Annotated in this window: 16 protein-coding genes; 5 read left to right on the top strand and 11 right to left on the bottom strand. The window is 71.5% G+C overall.

What is annotated here, in order from left to right; genetic code table 11:
- Nucleotides 1-129: 129 nt before the first annotated feature.
- A complete protein-coding gene (locus AB0L95_RS37850; protein ID WP_365170547.1) occupies nucleotides 130-1,350 on the bottom strand; it encodes an amidohydrolase in 1,221 nt (406 codons plus the stop codon).
- 519 nt (nucleotides 1,351-1,869) lie between these two features.
- Here AB0L95_RS37850 and AB0L95_RS37845 point away from each other — a divergent pair.
- Nucleotides 1,870-2,553, top strand: coding sequence for a methyltransferase domain-containing protein (locus tag AB0L95_RS37845; protein WP_365170483.1), 684 nt, complete (start codon nucleotides 1,870-1,872; stop codon nucleotides 2,551-2,553).
- A 122-nt stretch (nucleotides 2,554-2,675) separates the two neighbouring features.
- On the opposite strand, the gene AB0L95_RS37840 is transcribed toward AB0L95_RS37845, so the two are convergent.
- The 5 genes from AB0L95_RS37840 to AB0L95_RS37820 form a co-directional block, all read right to left on the bottom strand.
- Nucleotides 2,676-2,939, bottom strand: a complete 264-nt coding sequence (locus tag AB0L95_RS37840) for a hypothetical protein (protein WP_365170480.1) — start codon at nucleotides 2,937-2,939, stop codon at nucleotides 2,676-2,678.
- 117 nt (nucleotides 2,940-3,056) lie between these two features.
- Nucleotides 3,057-4,313, bottom strand: a complete 1,257-nt coding sequence (locus AB0L95_RS37835; protein ID WP_365170477.1) for a hypothetical protein — start codon at nucleotides 4,311-4,313, stop codon at nucleotides 3,057-3,059.
- 26 nt (nucleotides 4,314-4,339) lie between these two features.
- Complete coding sequence (locus tag AB0L95_RS37830; RefSeq protein WP_365170474.1) at nucleotides 4,340-5,278, bottom strand: N-acetylneuraminate synthase family protein; 939 nt, start codon at nucleotides 5,276-5,278, stop codon at nucleotides 4,340-4,342.
- Between the two features lie 14 nt (nucleotides 5,279-5,292).
- Entirely contained in the window at nucleotides 5,293-6,594 is a 1,302-nt protein-coding gene (locus tag AB0L95_RS37825) for an N-acylneuraminate cytidylyltransferase (RefSeq protein WP_365170471.1), read from the bottom strand.
- A gap of 41 nt (nucleotides 6,595-6,635) precedes the next feature.
- Nucleotides 6,636-7,997: a DUF6716 putative glycosyltransferase gene (locus tag AB0L95_RS37820; protein WP_365170468.1), complete on the bottom strand. Its 1,362-nt coding sequence runs from the start codon at nucleotides 7,995-7,997 to the stop codon at nucleotides 6,636-6,638.
- Nucleotides 7,998-8,195: 198 nt separating this feature from the next.
- Here AB0L95_RS37820 and AB0L95_RS37815 point away from each other — a divergent pair, with 198 nt between their 5' ends.
- From AB0L95_RS37815 to AB0L95_RS37805, 3 genes are all read left to right on the top strand, one after another.
- Complete coding sequence (locus AB0L95_RS37815) at nucleotides 8,196-9,173, top strand: glycosyltransferase family 2 protein (RefSeq protein ID WP_365170465.1); 978 nt, start codon at nucleotides 8,196-8,198, stop codon at nucleotides 9,171-9,173.
- Nucleotides 9,170-10,504 (top strand): alpha-2,8-polysialyltransferase family protein, encoded by a 1,335-nt coding sequence (locus AB0L95_RS37810; protein WP_365170462.1) that lies wholly within the window; start codon nucleotides 9,170-9,172, stop codon nucleotides 10,502-10,504. The genes AB0L95_RS37815 and AB0L95_RS37810 overlap by 4 nt, the downstream gene beginning before the upstream one ends.
- 253 nt (nucleotides 10,505-10,757) lie before the next feature.
- Nucleotides 10,758-11,951: an acyltransferase gene (locus AB0L95_RS37805; protein ID WP_365170459.1), complete on the top strand. Its 1,194-nt coding sequence runs from the start codon at nucleotides 10,758-10,760 to the stop codon at nucleotides 11,949-11,951.
- A gap of 18 nt (nucleotides 11,952-11,969) precedes the next feature.
- Here AB0L95_RS37805 and leuE read toward each other — a convergent pair whose 3' ends face one another.
- The 3 genes from leuE to AB0L95_RS37790 all read right to left on the bottom strand — a co-directional run bounded on the left by leuE (nucleotide 11,970) and on the right by AB0L95_RS37790 (nucleotide 14,801).
- Nucleotides 11,970-12,623 (bottom strand): leucine efflux protein LeuE, encoded by a 654-nt coding sequence (leuE, locus tag AB0L95_RS37800; protein ID WP_365170456.1) that lies wholly within the window; start codon nucleotides 12,621-12,623, stop codon nucleotides 11,970-11,972.
- Nucleotides 12,624-12,688: 65 nt separating this feature from the next.
- Nucleotides 12,689-13,045, bottom strand: a complete 357-nt coding sequence (locus tag AB0L95_RS37795; protein ID WP_365170454.1) for a Uma2 family endonuclease — start codon at nucleotides 13,043-13,045, stop codon at nucleotides 12,689-12,691.
- A gap of 175 nt (nucleotides 13,046-13,220) precedes the next feature.
- Nucleotides 13,221-14,801, bottom strand: a complete 1,581-nt coding sequence (locus AB0L95_RS37790; protein WP_365170452.1) for a methylmalonyl-CoA mutase family protein — start codon at nucleotides 14,799-14,801, stop codon at nucleotides 13,221-13,223.
- 270 nt (nucleotides 14,802-15,071) lie between these two features.
- Here AB0L95_RS37790 and AB0L95_RS37785 point away from each other — a divergent pair, with 270 nt between their 5' ends.
- Nucleotides 15,072-15,902, top strand: a complete 831-nt coding sequence (locus tag AB0L95_RS37785) for a L,D-transpeptidase family protein (RefSeq protein WP_365170449.1) — start codon at nucleotides 15,072-15,074, stop codon at nucleotides 15,900-15,902.
- Between the two features lie 205 nt (nucleotides 15,903-16,107).
- On the opposite strand, the gene AB0L95_RS37780 is transcribed toward AB0L95_RS37785, so the two are convergent.
- A complete protein-coding gene (locus AB0L95_RS37780) occupies nucleotides 16,108-17,130 on the bottom strand; it encodes a hypothetical protein (RefSeq protein WP_365170446.1) in 1,023 nt (340 codons plus the stop codon).
- A complete protein-coding gene (locus tag AB0L95_RS37775; protein ID WP_365170443.1) occupies nucleotides 17,130-17,801 on the bottom strand; it encodes an RNA polymerase sigma factor in 672 nt (223 codons plus the stop codon). The genes AB0L95_RS37780 and AB0L95_RS37775 overlap by 1 nt, the downstream gene beginning before the upstream one ends.
- Between the last annotated feature and the right edge of the window lie 39 nt (nucleotides 17,802-17,840).

The following is a 17,840-nucleotide window of genomic DNA, read 5'->3' as shown; positions in this document are numbered from 1 at the left end:
GGGCGAGCGAGGCCCCGGCAGGTGAGCTGGGCGCTCCCACGGGCGAGGCTGAGCGCTCCCACGGGCGTGGTCGGGCACCCCGCGGGAGCGCGGGGCGCCCGGCGCCGCATCCGGTGCTGCGACCGCGCCCTAGCGTTCCGCGTCCAGCAGCGCCGCCGCCGTGAACAGCTCCACCCCGACCGTGATCGCGTGCTCGTCCACGTCGAAGTCGCCCTGGTGGAGGTCGCGGACGGTGCGCTCGCCCGGCCGGCGGACGCCGAGGCGGGCCATGGCGCCGGGCACCTGCTCCAGATACCAGGAGAAGTCCTCGCCGCCGAGGCTCTGCTGGGTGTCCTCGATGGAGTGGACACCGCGGCGTGCGGCCATGGCGTCGTGGAGGAGTTCGGTGACGGCCATGTCGTTGACGACGGGCGGCACTCCGCGCACGTAGTTGATCTCGGACTTGGCCTTGTAGAGGTTCGCGATCTCGTCGATCGCCGCATGGACGACGTCGGGCGCGTGCCGCCAGGTGTCCAGATCCAGGCAGCGCACGGTCCCGGCCAGCTCGGCGTGTTGCGGGATGACGTTGCACGCGTGCCCGGACTCGATGCGCCCCCAGGTGACCGAGAGCCCGCTGCGCGCGTCGACGCGGCGTGCGACCAGGCCCGGCACGTCCGCCGCGACCCGCGCGACGGCCGTGACCAGGTCGGTGGTGAGGTGCGGGCGCGCGGTGTGGCCGCCCGCGCCGGCGAGCGTGACCTCCAGCCGGTCGCACGCGGAGGTGATGGGGCCGTGGCGCAGCCCGATGCGTCCCGCGTCGACCCTCGGGTCGCAGTGCACGGCGATGATCTGTCCGACCCCGTCGAGCGCACCGGTCGCGATCACGTCGGTGGCCCCGCCGGGCAGGACCTCCTCGGCGGGCTGGAAGATCAGCCGGACCGGCCGTGGCAGCCTGCCCTCGCGGTGCAGCTCGGCGAGGACGAGTCCGGCCCCGAGAACGACCGTGGTGTGCACATCGTGTCCGCAGGCATGGGCGCGGTCGGGCACGGTGGAGCGGTAGGCACAGTCGGTCTTGGTGTCGGGGATCGGGAGCGCGTCGATGTCGCCGCGCAGCGCGAGGATCGGGCGTACGCCGTCCGGCTCGCCGATGTCACAGATGAGCCCGGTGCCGGCAGGAAGCACACGCGGCGCGAGTCCCGCCTGTTCCAGGCGGGCCTTGATCGCGGCGGTCGTGCGGAACTCCTGGTTGCCCAGTTCCGGATGCATGTGCAGGTCGCGGCGGAAGGCCACGAGTTCGGCACGCAGCGGCTCGGGCAGGGAACCGGGGAGCAGGCTGTCCCCGGGGTGATCGGCCTCGGACTCTCGGGACATCAATTGGTTCACCCTTTGAAGGGTAGGGCGATCGGGCGGTCGTTCTCCCCACGATCAACAAAACTTCATACCGTCAGGGGAAGAAAAACCGGCCGCGCGTCGCATAGCCGACGGTGACGATGGGTACACTCGCCCGTCTTTCCGGACGATGGGATCCTTGGAAGGCCGTGAGCGGGTCCGCCGGGGTGACCGCGGAGCCGTCCCGGCGCCGCCGACGGCGCCCGGTGATCCCTGCCCGGGACCGCTCCCGTGTCCGAGCGTCCCGCCGGGGCAACGCTCGGAGAGCCCGATCCGTTCCCCTCCGCCAGGGGTGTCACGCCGGCCTCTCCTCTCCCCGGTGCCTCCGGCACACCGCCGGGCCTACCGTCTCCTCCGGGTACCCCGCCACGCCGCCGTCTCCCGCCCCGCCTTCTCCTCCTCCGGGGATTCGCGAAGCCCTCCCCCTGCCCCGGTGACAAGCGGATGAACCCTCGGAAGCAGCCCCCGGCGCGCCCGCCCCAGTCAGTAGCGTGCGTCAGTGTGAACGCCGAGGAACCGGACTTCCTGCGCACCGCCCGGGCGTCGTACGACGCCATGGCCCCCGACTACGCCACCCACGTGCCCGACGGCCTGGTCACCCGCCCCCTGGACCGGGCCCTGGTGACCGCCTTCGCGGACCTCGTACGGGAGAACGGACCCGCACCCGTCGCCGACCTCGGCTGCGGACTGGGCCATGTCACGGCGCGGCTGGACGCCCTCGGCGTCCCCGTGTTCGGCGTCGATCTGTCCCCGCGCATGGTGCACCTGGCCCGCCGCGCCCACCCGGGGCTGCGGTTCCATGTGGGCACCGCGACGGCCCTGGATCTGCCGCCGGAGACGCTGGGCGGCATCGCCGCGCTCGACGTGGTCGGCCATGTGCCGACCGGGCATCTGGCGACGGTGTTCACCGAGTTCCGGCGGATCCTGGTGCCCGGCGGCCAGGTCCTGCTGGGATTCCGGGCGGGCACGGACGACCGCACCCGCCTCACCGAGCGCTTCGGGCACGGCGTCGAGCTGGACCACTACTGGCATGCCCCGGACACGATCACCGGGCAGCTCGCGGAGGCCGGTCTGCTCGTCCACGCGCGTACGCTGCTCGACCCGGACGAGGACGGGAAGCGGGACCGAGTGTTCCTGCTGGCGCGCAAGCCGTCGGCCGGGCGGCCCCAGCGGCCCATCGCGTAGTCGGCGGCCCGCCGGGCGGCCGACGCCACCCGCCGCGTAGTCGGCGGCCCGCCGGGGCGGCCGCCCGCCACATCCACGCCGCCCGCCGGGCAACCGAAACCGCCCGCGACACAGCGGTCATCTCAGGCCTCGCTCTGTGCACCGGACCGGGAGCGGGCAACGACGGAGGCGGTGAAGTTGACCGCCAGGGTGAACAGGAACAGCGCCAGGCCCGCTGCCATCAGCGCCGACATGCCGAAGGTGGAGGCGGCTCCGTAGTGCAGGGCGATCAGCGAGAAGACCGAGTTCGAGCCGGTCTGGAGGATGTGCGGCCGGATGACGAAGACCGGCGAGATGATCAGGTAGACCGCGATGGTCTCGCCGAGCGCCCGCCCGAGACGGAGCATCGTGCCGCCGATGATGCCGCCCTTGCCGTAGGGCAGGACGACCGAAAGGGCAGGCCCCGTGCCGTCAGCCGACGGTCGCGGTCCTGCCCCGCAGTCCCGCGCCGGACCAGCCGGCCCCTACGCCGAACTCGCAGAGCGCGGGGAGTCCGCCGGGATCGTCGAGGACAGCCGGTCCACGTCCCGGGCCGTCCCGGTCACTCCCGACAGGAAGCCCTGGGCACGGGGTGAGGCCCCGTCCGTCAGCCAGGCCGGGTCGATGTCGCACACCGCCACCCGCACCTCCGTGCCGACCAGGGCCAGGGGAAGGGTGTGGACGACCGTGGACGGGAAGCTCAGAATCGTACGGCCGATGGGGCCGCGACGGGCGATCAGTTCCAGGGGGAGGTCCGGACGGACCACCTCCAGGCCCACCTCGACCGCCAGCCGGTGCAACTTCTCGGGGCTCTCGCGGCGGTGGGCGAAGTAGCGCCGTGCGCCGTGCGCCGCGGCGAGGCCGCGGACCGCCTCCATATAGCGCTCCCCGTCCACCACACCCGTCTCCACGAGCGAAGTGCCCACCAGGTCCGCGCCCTTGGTGAGACGCGGCGGGCCGAAGCGGGACCGGGTCCAGGAGAAGTCGTTCGCGGTGACCGTGACCCCGGCCGGGGTCTCGTCGATCGGCATCGACGAGAACACCTCCACGGCGCGCCGCGCGCGCGGCGTCAGCCTGCGCCGCGCCACCGCCGAGACCGGCGCGAAGAGGAGGTCACGGGCGCCGGGACGGCCGCCCTTGCGGTGCCAGCGCACCAGACGTTCGCCGCGGGCGAGCTGGGCGACGAACTCCATGGTCGCCGTGCCGTCGTCCACCACCACCAGCTCGCGGGCCCGGGTGATGGTCAGCAGCAGTTGGACGTAGCGGGAGAAAGGGTCCCCCATCACCACCCGGCGGGCCCGGCGCAGCAGGGGGGTGAGGCCGCCGATCGTCCGGAAGGGCGCCGTCGCGCCGCCCCGGGCCTCCTCCCAGCGGACCTCGTGGCCCTCGTCGCGGGCCAGTTCCGCCATGCGGCGCAGCTGGCCGCGGGTCATCGGGTCGGTGGGCGCGAGCACCACGAGGACGAGCCCCTCGCGCTCCGGACCCGCCGAGACCGCCGAAGCCGCCGCGGCCGGCACCGCCGAAGGCCCCGTGCCGGTGGCCCCCGGGCCTATCGCCGCCGTGCTCCCCGCGCCGGACCGAGGTCCGCCCTGCGCGGGGATCGCCGCCCCGCGCTCGGACGCGCCGCTCCCCTGGGTGCGGAGCCTGTGCGCGTGCGCCCACTCCAGAACGTTCAGGAGCTGGACCGGGCTCTCCACGAAGGCGAGCGTGGGCTGGCCGGCGGATCCGGCGCGGGGGCTCATCGGCGTGTGACCGTCCCGTAAGGCGCTCAGACCGACACCGGCTCGCCGGCGGCCGCGGCGATCTCCGCCTCGGCGACCGCGCCGGCGACGCGGCGCAGCTTCTTCATCGGGCCGAGCTCGGAGTCGTAGACCTTCTTCACGCCGTCGCCGAGCGAGGCCTCGATGGTGCGGATGTCGCGGACCAGGCGCTGCAGGCCCTGCGGCTCCACGGAGGCGGCCTGGTCGGAGCCCCACATCGCGCGGTCGAGGGTGATGTGGCGCTCGACGAAGGTGGCGCCGAGGGCGACCGCCGCGAGGGTGGTCTGCAGGCCGGTCTCGTGGCCGGAGTAGCCGATCGGGACGTTCGGGTACTCCTTCTCCAGCGTGTTGATCACGCGGAGGTTGAGCTCCTCGGCCTTGGCCGGGTAGGTCGAGGTGGCGTGGCACATGAGGATGTTGTCCGAGCCGAGGACCTCGACCGCGTGGCGGATCTGCTTCGGGGTCGACATGCCGGTGGAGAGGATGACCGTGCGGCCGGTGGCGCGCAGCGCCTTCAGCAGCTCGTCGTCGGTCAGGGACGCCGAGGCGACCTTGTGGGCGGGAACGTTGAACTTCTCCAGGAACGCGACGGCCTCGGTGTCCCACGGGGACGCGAACCAGTCGATGCCCTTCTCCTTGCAGTACTCGTCGATCTGACGGTACTCGTCCTCACCGAACTCCACGCGGTGGCGGTAGTCGATGTAGGTCATCCGGCCCCAGGGGGTGTCGCGCTCGATGTCCCACTGGTCGCGGGGGGTGCAGATCTCGGGGGTGCGCTTCTGGAACTTGACGGCGTCGCAGCCGGCCTCGACGGCCACGTCGATCAGCTTGAAGGCGTTCTCCAGCTCACCGTTGTGGTTGATGCCGATCTCGCCGCAGACGTAGACGGGCTTGCCCGGGCCGACCTCACGCGTACCGAACGTGCGCAGACGGGAGTTGGTGGTCATGGCAGAAGATGTCCTTACTTGGTGAGGGAATCGAGAGAGGGGCCGAGGATCCAGCTGGCGATCTCTCGGATCGCGCCGTCGCCGCCGGGAACGGTGGTGACCGCGCGTGCGGCGCCGCGCACGACGTCGTGGGCGCTCGCGACCGCCACGGGCCAGCCGACGAGGGCGAAGCACGGGAGGTCATTGACGTCGTTGCCGACGTAGAGCACGCGCTCAGGCGCGATGCCCTGCTCCTCGCACCACTGCTTCAGTGCGAGGTCCTTGCGGTCGATGCCGTGCAGGACCGGGATCTTGAGCTTCCGGGCCCGTGCGGCGACGACCGGGTTCTGCTCCGTGGACAGGATGAGCATCGTCAGGCCGTTGTTGCGCAGCGCGGCGATGCCGAGGCCGTCCCCGCGGTGAACGGAGACGAACTCGTGTCCCTCGGAGTCGATCAGCACCCTGTCGTCGGTCTGGGTGCCGTCGAAGTCGAGTACGACCGCGTCGATGTCGTCGCGGGTCGGGAGGGCGCCGGGCCGCGCGCCGTCGAAGTGCGGCGCGAGGGCGCGGGCGCGGGCCAGGTCGTGCGGGTCGTCGATCTCCAGCACGCGGGCCGGGTCGGTGCGCACGAGTTCGGTGCGGCCGAAGAAGCGGTGCCGGTGCTCGCGCAGTCCGGCGGCGTCCATCGCGTACGCGGCGCCGGTCTCCAGCAGGTCCTGGGGGCGGTCCTGACGGCGCGGCCGGAAGGACTTGTCGTGGTTGACGCCGTACCCGCCGTCGGTGGCCGTGGCGTTGGCGACCCGGGTGGCGCCTCCGACCTCGCCGGTGCGCTGGGAGCCGATGACGGGGGCGGGCTCGTCGGCCGCGTCGCGCCAGATGAAGCCGTGGAAGGGCGCCACCGTCAGGGCCGTGTCCGCGCCGTTCTCGACGACCGCGGCGGCCACCCCGTCGACGTCCTCGCGGACGAGGAAGGGGCTGGTGCACTGGACCAGCAGCACCACGTCCACGGACGAGCCGTGCAACGTCTCGTGGGCGTCCATGGCGTGCAGGACGGCGTCCTCGGAGGTGGCCGTGTCGCCGGCGATGGCGGCGGGGCGCAGCACGACCTCGGCGCCCGCCTCGCGGGCGGCGGCGGCGATCGCCTGGTCGTCGGTGGAGACCACGACGTCGGTGACGAGCCGGGCGGCCAGGCACTCGCGCACGGCGCGGGCGACCAGCGGGATCCCGCCGACCGGGGCGAGGTTCTTCGCGGGCACACCCTTGGAGCCGCCGCGCGCGGGGATCACCGCGAGCACACGGCGCACCGGCGCCGCCTGTCCCGCTTCCGGGTTGGACATGGGTTCAGCTCCTTGGGGTCCTTGGCGTGGGAACCGCTCGTTCACAGCTCCCCCATCCGTCGGATCACGGGCGCCACGCGCTGCACACCGTGGCGGTAGGCGCCTCGCGCGGCGCGGCGGACGATCTGGCGTACGGGGCTCGGCGCCTTGTCGGCGGCGGGCGCGCCGGGCAGCGGGCTGCCGTCCGGGGCGAGGTGGTGGCGGGCGAGGACGCCGGGCAGATAGCCCGGCGCGGTCACGGGGGTGTAGTAGGGCGCGAGGGGCGGGAGTTCGCCGGCGGCGAGCAGCCCGGTGATGCGCTCGCGCGCCTCGTCGAAGGCGGTCGCGTACTCGCCCTCGGCCGCGACGCCCTGCCGGGACACCCACTCCGCGTCCGGCACGGGCTCGTGCCCGGCGTCGAGCTGGTCCCAGGAGGCGAGGCAGCCGGAACCCACGAAGTGGTGGTTGCCGAGCGCCTCCCGCACCCCGAGGTCGGTGAGCACGACGGTGGGGATACGGCGGTGCAGCGACTCCAGGGCGGCCGTCGAGCTGACGGTGACCAGCAGGTCGGTGCGGTCGAGGACCTCGCCCATGTTTCCGTACACCAGACGGAAGTTGGCCGGCAGGTCTTCCTTCTGGGCCAGCTTCTGGTACGGCAGTTCCTCGATGTGCGTGGTGTGCTCGCCCGGCTTGGAGCGGAGCTTGAGGAGCACCTCGCGCTCGGGGTGCTTGCGGGCGTGCCGGATCAACCGCTCCAGCAGGTACGCCCGGTCCTTGCGGCTCTCGGGCACGGAGGGCTGCGCGGCGAAGACGACCGTGTACGGGTCGCTCTTCTCGTAGGCGGCACCCCCGAGGAAGGGCAGCGCCACCTCGGTCACCGACGAGGCGTCGGCGCCCACTCCCTCGTACACCGCACGGAAACGCTCGGCGTCCTGGCGGGAGTTGGCGAGCACGAGGTCCGCGCCGTGGCGCAGCAGCAGGCCGTCGGCGAGCTTCTCGTAGACAACGCCGACATAGCCGGTGACGACCACGGGACGCTGTGCGCGTCCCTGCCAGGCGTGGGCGAGTCCGTGCAGCATCGCCTGGACACCGCCGCCGACGAGGGCGAGCACAAGGATGTCGTAGCTCTCCTTCGTCATCTCGCGCAGGAACTCGACGGCGGTCACCTCGCGGAGGGAGTCCGCGCGGACGCCGACCTCTTCGAGCTGGCGGGCGGTGGGGGTGGCACGGCCCCTCAGGAGGAAGCCGTCAAGCCGTATGTCCGAATCAACTGATTTGCGAGATTCGGCGGGTTCGGCCGATTCGCTGGATTCGGTGAATTCCGACGGCTTGATGCGGTTCGCGGTGAGCGCACCCCATTTCCACCGGGTGTCGGAATCGGCTAGGACGGCGACCCGAAGGGACTTCGCGGTACTGGCTGGCACATCGAAGACGCTAGGAAGCGATTCCGATGCGCAGCCCAACCGAAATACAACAAAGGGTTAACAGCACATCGCCGAACGGCGAATCAGGCCGCGAAACTCCGGGGAAACAGCTTGGTTCACTGTTCCGCCACGCGTCGTTCACCTGACATCAAGCCGACGGTCAAGACGAATGCCGGGCCGCCGCCTAACGTCACAGGGGTGGTCAAGCTCTCCGTCATCGTGCCGTTCTACAACGTGCAGCAATACGCGCCAGACACCCTGAAGAGCCTGCGTGCGAACGCACGTCAGGACTTCGAATTCATTCTCGTCGACGACTGCTCGCGCGACGAGACCCCGGACATCCTCGCGCGCGCCGAGCGCGAGCTGCCGGGCGCGGTGTACGTCCGCCACGAGAAGAACGGAGGGCTGGCGACCGCACGCAACACGGGAATCGACAAGGCGCGCGGCGAGTACCTCACGTTCCTCGACGGGGACGACTGGCTCGCTCCCGGCTACTACCCCCAACTCCTCGCTGCTATCGAGGAGTTGGGCTGCGACTTCATCCGCACCGACCATGTCCAGTCCACCGCCCGGGCGCGCACCATCCAGCGGGTGCCGCAGGGCCGGCGCGGGGTCGTGATGAACCCGCGCGACGCGATCCTGCCCGCCGACCGCTCCACCTCCGTCGACTACGCGTACGCCTGGGCGGGCATCTACCACCGCCGGCTCGTCGACCGCGGTCTGCTGCACTTCACCGACGGACTGCGCACGGCCGAGGACCGGCCGTGGATCTGGAAGCTGCACCGGGAGGCGGAATCCTTCGCCACAGTGGGGCTTCTCGGTGTCTTCTACCGGCGTGGTGTCGCCTCCTCACTCACCCAGATCGGCGACGTACGCCAGCTGGACTTTATTCGTGCGTTCGACCAAGTGGTGGCCGAAACAGCCAAGGACCCGGACGCGGATAAACTGCTCCCCAAGGCTGTTCGCACATATTGCGCAATCATTTCCCATCATCTGGGATCCATCGAAAGGTTCGAGCCGGCGGTGGCACGGAAACTGAAGTCGATGAGCGCTGCCGCGCTACGGCGCATGCCGCAGGACGTACTCGACGAGGCCCTCGACTCCATGGACATCCAGCGGGCCTCGCGCCTGCGCCGGCTGCGCCGCCGTCCCGCCTCCGCGGGGGTGGCCGCGTGACGACGCAGATCTTCCTGGCGTCGACGCTCTACGGCACGGCGACCCTGGCCGCGGCGCTGGACAGCGACTGCTTCGCGCCCGCCGACCGGCGCATACTCCTCGTCTGCAACAACGCGGCGACACCCGAGACGACGCCCGGCCTGAACGAGATGCCCGGCTTCGAGCAGTTGCGCCGCCGCTTCGACGACGTCATCTCCTGGAACGAGACCATCTCCCCGTTCCACCCCGGCGGCTGGGCCCCGCGGCTGGACGATGTCCCGCTCTGGGAGCGGTATCTGCGGATGCTCTGGAACCTCGGCGACGACGAGATCGAGCTGGTCGTCGAGTCGATCCAGGTCAACCCGGCACTCGGGTTCTGCCAGCTCTTCACCGGCGCGCCCGTCACGGTGTACGCGGACGGCCTGATGAGCTACGGCCCCACCCGCAACAAGATCGACCCGCTGGTCGGCACCCGTATCGACCGCCTGCTCCACCTGGACCTGGTGCCCGGTCTGAAGCCGCTGCTGCTCACCGAGTTCGGGGTCGAGCCGGAGATCGTGCCGACCGAGGCGTTCGCCAAGGTCCTCACCGAACTGGAGAACACCGGCGACGCGCTGCCGTCCCTCGACGCTCCGGCGCTGCTGCTCGGCCAGTACCTCTCCGCGCTCGGCATCCTCACCGCCGAGGAGGAGGAGGACCTCCACGTACGGATGCTGAAGGGCGCGGTCGCGCTCGGGCACACCCGGGTGGTGTTCAAGCCGCACCCGACGGCCCCGGCACGCTGGTCGCGCATCCTGGAGAAGGAGGCGGAGAAGCTCGGCGCCGATCTGACGGTGCTCGACACCCCCGTCCTCGCCGAGGTCCTCTACCAGCGCATGCGTCCGGCGCTGGTCGTGGGCTGCTTCTCCACCGCCCTGCTCACCGCCTCCGCGCTCTACGGCCTCCCGGTTGCCCGTATCGGCACCGAGACCCTCCTGGAGCGTCTGACGCCGTACGAGAACAGCAACCGCGTTCCCGTCACGATCGTCGACGCGCTGCTGCCCGAGCTGACCAACCGCAAGGCTGTCACGAGCCAGCGCCAGGGCATGGAGGTCGACTCCCTGAACGCGCTCGTGCGCGCCGTGGGCTTCGCGATGCAGCCCAAGATCTACCCGGGGCTGCGCACCGAGACCGAGAGGTACCTGACCAAGCATCTCGGTCCGCACACCTGGCGCTACTTCAAGCGGCGCCGGCTCACCTCGCTGGTGCTGCCCGGCGGGATCCCCGTCCAGCTCGCGTTCATCCCGCGCAACGCGACCGTCCGCAAGGTGGCCCGCCGGGCCCGCGAGCTGCGCCGCGGCGCCAAGGGCTGACGCCCGTCGCCACGACCGTGCCCATCGACGCCCCTGTCCCGGTCGCCGGGGCGGGGGCGTCGTGCCGCCCCGCGGTGACGGCCTGCGAGGCGCGGGCGCCCCGGCTCCGCCCCCATGGGGCCCCTGTCACAGCCCGGTTCGGGCAGCGGGTGTCATGGATCGGCGGTCACCGGGCAGGCGCACCGCGCTCGTCGTACGTCGCACACCGCGACAGCGCCACCTCCCATCTGCTGCCTCCCCGAGAGAGTCCGGCATGACCACGTCCGAGCAGACCATGGCCGCCCCTCACCCGGGCCCCGACCCGACCCCGACCGCGGTGGCCCCGCAGCCACCTCCGTCCCCGGCCGCCGGCCCGTCCCCCGCTCCCGCCCCCGTCCGCCCCCGCGGCGGATCCCGGCTGCGCGCCCTCGACGGGCTGCGGCTGGTGGCGGCGCTGATGGTGGCCGCCTATCACTACGGCGGGCGCGACGGGGAGGTCGCCCAGGCCTGGGGCAGCTCGCCCCGGCACCAGTTCCCCACCCTGCACTCCTTTTTCGCCTACGGCTGTCTGGGAGTGCAGATATTCTTCGTGATCAGCGGCTTCGTCATATGCATGAGCGGGTGGGGCCGTCCCCTGCGCTCGTTCTTCGCCTCCCGCGCCGCCCGGCTGCTGCCCGCGTACTGGGCCGCGATCGTCCTGGTGACAGCGGTGTTCGCACTGCCGGTGGTGGCGTACAAGGCGGTCTCGCCGAGCGACGCCCTGGTGAATCTGACGCTGATGCAGCAGCCGCTCGGCGTGGACCGCGTCCTCGGCGTCTGCTGGACCCTGTGGGCGGAGATACGGTTCTACGCCCTGTTCGCCCTGTGCATCGTGCTGCCAGGAGCGAACCGGCAGCGGGTGATCCTCTTCTGCGCCTGCTGGACTCTGGCGGCGGCGGTCGCGCAGGGCGCCCACCAGCCACTGCTGGACATCGTCCTGATGCCCGAGTACGCGCCGTTCTTCATCGGCGGCATCGGGCTCTATCTCGTGCACCGCGACCGGCGCGACGCGTACGCGTGGGGCATCGTGGCCGTGAGCTGGCTCATAGGTCAGCACTACGCGGTGCGGGGCCTGTGGCACGCCGAGAACGCGCCCGGCTTCTCCTACCGCACCGCCTCCGGCATCATCCTGGTCGTCACCCTGGGCTTCCTCGCCGTCGCCGTGATCGCGCTGGGCCTGCTCGGCTGGGCGAACTGGCGCTGGCTGACCGTCGCGGGCGCGCTGACGTACCCCTTCTACCTCGTCCACGAACACCTGGGCTGGGTCGTCATACACGCCCTGCACAAGGGACTGGGCATACCGTCCTACGGCACGTTCCTGCTGACGGTCGCCGCCATGCTGCTGCTGGCCTGGCTGCTCAACCGGTTCGTGGAGGATCAGCTCACACCGAGGATCCGCAGGGTCCTGACCCGGCCGGGGCCCGCCTGATCGCGTACCGGAACGGTGCTATGCGCTCGCCAGCGACAGCTTCACCGCGAAACCCAGGAAGAGGGCGCCCGCGGCCGAGGTGGCGCCCGCCGACAGACGCTTGCGTCGGCGGAAGGCCGCGGCCAGGCGCGTACCGCTGAATATCAGCGCGGTGAGGTAGAGGAAGCTGGCGAGCTGGGCGAAGGCGCCGAGGACCACGAAGGAGAGCGCCGGGTAGGCGTACGCCGGGTCGACGAACTGCACGAAGAAGGCGACGAAGAACAGGATCGCCTTGGGGTTGAACAGGCTGACCACCAGCGCGCGGCGGAAGGGCCGCTCCACTGCGGCGGTGGCGGCCGGGGCCTCCTCCTCCACGGCCTTCTCCCGACGGGTCCGCCACATCCCCCACGCGGCGCGCAGCATCCCGATGGCGAGCCACGTCAGATAGCCGGCCCCGGCGTACTTCACGATCCCGAACAGCACGGCGTTCGCCTGGAGCAGCGAGGCGACGCCGGCCGCGGACAGCGTCATCAGCACGGTGTCCCCGCACCACACTCCGGCCGCCGCAGTGTAGCCGGCGCGCACACCACGCCGGGCCGCGACGGAGAGGACGTACAGGGAGTTGGGGCCGGGCAGGAGGACGATCAGGACGAGTCCTGCCAGGTAGGTGGGGAGATCGATGACACCGAACATGGATAGGAGTGTCGCACGGGGGTACGACAGGGCGGTCCTGGGTTTCGGAGTCCGGACAGGTGTGATCAGCCGTCCAGAAGAGAGTCCGCCAAGAGTTCGACGCTGATACCGATCGTCTTCGGCAGGGCTACGCTCTGGCCCCGCTCGAAGCGCTGCGGGTCCGGGTACTTGCCGTCGGCCGGGTCGGTGGAGAGGAGCGCCTCGTCGTGCTTGCGGTCGGCGATGAGGCAGCCGGGGATGCCGGCCTCTGCATAGCACTCGACCTTGGGGCCCAGGTCGTCCGCCCAGTTCGACGACGTCACCTCGACGACCAGACGGAAGACGTCGGGCGCGTAGTAGTTCTTCCTGACGTGGGCATCACGGAAGTCCTCGTCGAGGATCGAGAGATCGGGAATCGCGAAGTCCTCGGGCAGTGTGGGCAACCATAGGCCGACGCCCCAGGCAGTGCACGGGAGGGCAGGTCGGCGGCCTCGCCCAACGTCAGCCCGTGTTGCAGTACAGCCACGGCATCCTCCATTTCGGGGCTCACTCTTCACGAGCGTAACCGGGAGTGCATGAATCCCGCCCCCGATCACCCATACGGACGAACCGCCCAGGTCAGAACGCATCCGACGGTACGTACGTCCCCCAGACCTCCCGCAACGCGTTGCACACCTCGCCCACCGTCGCGCGGGCCTTGAGGGCGTCCTTCATCGGGTACAGGACGTTGTCCTCGCCCGCGGCGGCCTTCCTCAGGGCGGCCAAGGCCGTGTCCACGGCCTGCTGGTCGCGTTCCGCGCGGAGCTTGGCGAGGCGTTCGGCCTGCCGGGCCTCGATCGCGGGGTCCACCCGCAGCGGCTCGTAGGGCTCCTCCTCGTCGAGCTGGAAGCGGTTGACGCCCACCACGACCCGCTCACCGGAATCGGTCTCCTGCGCGATGCGGTATGCGTTGTGCTCGATCTCCCGCTTCTGGAAGCCGTGCTCGATCGCCGACACCGCGCCGCCGAGGTCCTCGACCTTCCGCATCAGCTCCAGCGTCGCGGCCTCCACGTCGTCCGTCATCTTCTCGATCACGTAGCTGCCCGCGAAGGGGTCGACCGTCGCCGTCACGTCCGTCTCGTACGCCAGCACCTGCTGCGTACGCAGCGCCAGCCGTGCGGACTTGTCCGTCGGCAGCGCGATCGCCTCGTCGAAGGAGTTCGTGTGCAGCGACTGCGTCCCGCCCAGCACCGCGCCCAGGCCCTGCACCGCCACCCGCACGAGGTTCACCTCCGGCTGCTGCGCCGTCAGCTGCACCCCCGCCGTCTGCGTGTGGAACCGCAGCATCATCGACTTCGGGTTCCGCGCCCCGAACTCCTCCCGCATCACCCGCGCCCAGATCCGGCGCGCCGCCCGGAACTTGGCGACCTCCTCCAGGATCGTCGTCCGCGCCACGAAGAAGAACGACAGGCGCGGCGCGAAGTCGTCCACGTCCATCCCGGCCGCGACCGCGGTCCGCACGTACTCGATGCCGTCCGCGAGCGTGAAGGCGATCTCCTGCGCGGGCGAGGCGCCCGCCTCCGCCATGTGGTAGCCGGAGATCGAAATGGTGTTCCATTTCGGGATCTCGGCCCGGCAGTACTTGAAGATGTCCGCGATCAGCCGCAGCGACGGCTTGGGCGGGAAGATGTACGTCCCGCGGGCGATGTACTCCTTCAGCACATCGTTCTGGATGGTGCCCGTCAGCTTCTCGGCCGGCACCCCCTGCTCCTCGGCCACCAGTTGGTACAGCAGGAGCAGCAGTGCCGCCGGAGCGTTGATCGTCATCGACGTCGACACCTTGTCCAGCGGGATCCCGCCGAACAGCACCCGCATGTCGTCGACCGAGTCGACGGCCACTCCCACCTTGCCGACCTCACCGTGCGCGATCGGCGCGTCGGAGTCGTGGCCCATCTGGGTGGGCAGGTCGAAGGCCACCGACAGACCCATCGTGCCGTTCGCGATCAGCTGCTTGTACCGGGCGTTGGACTCCGTCGCCGTACCGAACCCGGCGTACTGCCGCATCGTCCACGGCCGGCCCGTGTACATGCTCGGATACACACCTCGCGTGAACGGGTACGCGCCGGGCTCGCCGAGCTTCTCCGCCGCGTCCCAGCCCTTGAGGGCGTCCGGCCCGTACACCGGCTCGATGGGCAGCCCCGACTCCGACTCGCGCGCCATGGTGTGTGCCTCCGCGTTGCTTCGTGACCCGGCTTGGTGACCCGGCTTGGTGACCCGGCATTTGGTTACTCGCCAGTAGACATCTCTCGCGACGGACTGTAGCGGCGGCCGTGCGCCGCGTGGAGATCCGTCGGCTGGGACCTTGCTCACAACCATGCTCCTTGGTTCGGCGGCGGTCACGCAGGGGGAACATCTCGGAGACACGGCGGGATGCCGGAGAGCGGTGGTCGCGGTGGGGCCGACAGGGCGGGCACGGACAGGGGGCGCGGCATGCGTACGGAGCGCTGGGGACGATCGCTCGCCGCGGCGGCCGGTGCCGTGGCGCTCGCCGCGGTCGTCGGCTGCACGGCACAGCCCCTGGACGCCCAAGGGGGTGACGGCAAGGGCCGTTCGCCGGTGCACATCGAGGTCCCGCACACCCCCTCCGGCGTCGGCACCCGGAGTGCCGCGCCCGCCCCGAGGCCCCCGTCCGCCGCCGTGCTGGAACGCGGGGACTCGGGTCTTCAGGTGCGCGAACTACAGGCCCGGCTGCGCCAGGTCGACTGGCTGTTCGACGGGCCGACGGGGACGTACGACGACCTCACCGAGAACGCCGTCAGAGGCTTCCAGGGCAAGCGGGGGCTGGCACGGACGGGCGAGGTCGACCCGGTCACCTGGCAGCGGCTGCTGAGCATGACGCACGAGCCGGGGACGTGGGAGCTGTATCTGATGGGCGGGCAGCCGGCCGCCGCGCCGGACCCGCGCTGTCTGACGGGCCGGGTGCTGTGCATCAGCAAGAGGACCCGGACGCTGCGCTGGATGATCGACGGACAGACGCTGTCGACGATGGCGGTCCGGTTCGGCACGCAGTACACCCCCACCCGCGAAGGTGTGTTCCGGATCTACTGGAAGTCACGCCACCATGTGTCCACGCTCTACGACGCTCCGATGCCGTACGCGATGTTCTTCAGCGGTGGTGAGGCGGTGCACTACTCGTACGACTTCGCGGCGCGCGGATACGCCGGGGGCTCCCACGGCTGCGTGAACGTACGGGACGAGGCCGCGATCGCGGCGCTGTTCTCCCAGGTGAGGACGGGCGACAAGGTCGTCGTCGGCTGGTGAGACAGGCCGACGGGGAAGCGTGTGGGGCGCGGGCGGGACCGGGGGAACGTGTCCCGCCCGCGCCGGGGCACAGAGCCGTGGGTACGGGGGGAACCCCGGCTCTGTGCGACGGCCGATGACCAGTCGGCTCACTCAGTACTGCGTTGCGGGGCCCGAAAGTGTCACACCCCTATGGAAGAAAATTCAAAAAACACGAAACCGCAGGTCAGACGGGGTTTGGTGTCGACAGGGCCGAGATCGGGGCAGGCGAAGCGCCCGACGGGACGCCGAACAGACCGCTCCCACCGGGGCGTATGTGACCCTCGTCGCCGCCGCTGCCGCCGTGGTCGTCGCCGCCGTCACCCTGGCCGTGGCCGCCCTCGCCGCCCCGGCCGTTCCCGTCCTGGCCGGAGCCCAGGCCGTCGCCGTCGCCGGAGCGGCCCTCGCCGTCGCCCAGCACGCCCTTGCAGAAGGTCTTCACCCGTCCGCTGCCGCCCGCCGCGTCCTGCAGATCGCGCAACCGGTCGGCGCGCAGCTCCCGGCCGACGGTCATGTCACGGCAGGACGAGCGCAGGGCGAGCCACCAGGTCCCGGTGTGCCGGCGCCGATGGTCGTCTCCGCCGGGGCTCGCCGAGCCGGTCGCGCCGGGACCGGCGCCGGCCTCGTCGTGTGAGGAACCGTCCGGCGCGGACCCGCCCGCGTCCGGCGTCGACGACAGGGGCGTACCGGTCTCCGTGGCGCCGGGCGTGGGCGTGAGCGGCGGCTGCGACGGCGACACCGCCGCCGACACGGACGCCTCGGGTCCCGGCTCCTTGCGGAAGGGCGTCGGCAGGGCTCCGGTTCCGGCCGCGACCGCGACTCCGCCGATCATCCCGGCGGCCAGCGCGGCGGCCAGGCCGAACCGCAGGGGACGCCCCCAGCGGCTGCCTCGACCGTTTGCGGCGGGACGCCCGAGGCGCACCAGACCGGCGTCGGCGGCCCGGTGGGCGGCATACGCGGGATCGGGCCTGCCGGACGTCGCCCAGGCCTGGTCCGCGCCGGTGCGCGCGGCCCGGAACGCGGCCAGCGCGGCGGCCTCGCCCGGCAGTTCCTCGCTGGTCGACGGGGGTGTGACGGCGAGTGCGGCAAGGGTTTCGGCAAGCCTTGCGGCCTGGTCCCGGGCGTCGTCGTCGATGGCGTCCAGCGGCTCTCCGCGCAGCAGACGCTCCGCCGCGTCGCCGTCCAGCCACCTGTACTGCTCGTCGGCCATCACATGTCCCTCTGCGTACGCGAACGCATATGCGTCACACCGGCAGACGTCACCGCGCGCCCAGGGGTTCCGCGTTGGGGAGGCATGGCGCCGAGCACGCCGGCCGATTCCGGATCCGCGTCCGGGCCGGCGATCAGCTCCGCGAGCCGTTTGAGACCACGGTGGGCCGCCGTGCGGACGGCCCCGGGGCGCTTGCCGAGCGTCTCGGCCGCGGACTTGGCGTCGAGGCCCACGACCACGCGCAGCACCACGGCCTCCGCCTGGTCCTGCGGGAGCTGGGCGATGAGGGAGAGGGTGCGGCCGGTGGCCAGCGCCTCCATGGCCTCGCCCGCCGTGTCGGACTCGGCCGCCTTGCCGGTCAGCTCCGTCTCGTCGCCGCCGATCGCGGGGCGGCGCCCGCGCATCCGTATGTGGTCGAGCGCGCGGTTGCGGGCTATCCGGGCCGCCCAGCCGCGGAACCGGTCGGCGTCTCCGCTGAACCGCTCCAGGTCACGGGCGATCTGCAGCCATGCCTCGGAGGTGACGTCCTCCGCGTCCGGATCCCCGACCAGCGTCCGCACATATCCGAGCAGCCGTGGGTGCACGGCGCGGTACACGGTACGGAACGCGGTCTCGTCCCCGGCCTGGGCCGCAAGTACCGCGGCCGTCAACTCCGCGTCGTCCCCCAGCACCCGAACTGCCCCTCTGTGCGCCTCAGCCCGCACGCTTCC

It is taken from the genome of Streptomyces sp. NPDC052036, assembly GCF_040680495.1.
GTDB lineage: Bacteria > Actinomycetota > Actinomycetes > Streptomycetales > Streptomycetaceae > Streptomyces.
This window is presented reverse-complemented; position numbering and strand designations above follow the sequence as displayed.

Excerpts from the sequence above, each read along its gene's own strand:
- AB0L95_RS37850 (WP_365170547.1), bottom strand. The coding sequence starts at position 1,350 with ATGTCCCGAGAGTCCGAGGCCGATCACCCCGGGGACAGCCTGCTCCCC.
- AB0L95_RS37840 (WP_365170480.1), bottom strand. The coding sequence starts at position 2,939 with ATGCTCCGTCTCGGGCGGGCGCTCGGCGAGACCATCGCGGTCTACCTG.
- AB0L95_RS37835 (WP_365170477.1), bottom strand. The coding sequence starts at position 4,313 with ATGAGCCCCCGCGCCGGATCCGCCGGCCAGCCCACGCTCGCCTTCGTG.
- AB0L95_RS37830 (WP_365170474.1), bottom strand. The coding sequence starts at position 5,278 with ATGACCACCAACTCCCGTCTGCGCACGTTCGGTACGCGTGAGGTCGGC.
- AB0L95_RS37825 (WP_365170471.1), bottom strand. The coding sequence starts at position 6,594 with ATGTCCAACCCGGAAGCGGGACAGGCGGCGCCGGTGCGCCGTGTGCTC.
- AB0L95_RS37805 (WP_365170459.1), top strand. The coding sequence starts at position 10,758 with ATGACCACGTCCGAGCAGACCATGGCCGCCCCTCACCCGGGCCCCGAC.
- leuE (WP_365170456.1), bottom strand. The coding sequence starts at position 12,623 with ATGTTCGGTGTCATCGATCTCCCCACCTACCTGGCAGGACTCGTCCTG.
- AB0L95_RS37790 (WP_365170452.1), bottom strand. The coding sequence starts at position 14,801 with ATGGCGCGCGAGTCGGAGTCGGGGCTGCCCATCGAGCCGGTGTACGGG.
- AB0L95_RS37785 (WP_365170449.1), top strand. The coding sequence starts at position 15,072 with ATGCGTACGGAGCGCTGGGGACGATCGCTCGCCGCGGCGGCCGGTGCC.
- AB0L95_RS37780 (WP_365170446.1), bottom strand. The coding sequence starts at position 17,130 with ATGGCCGACGAGCAGTACAGGTGGCTGGACGGCGACGCGGCGGAGCGT.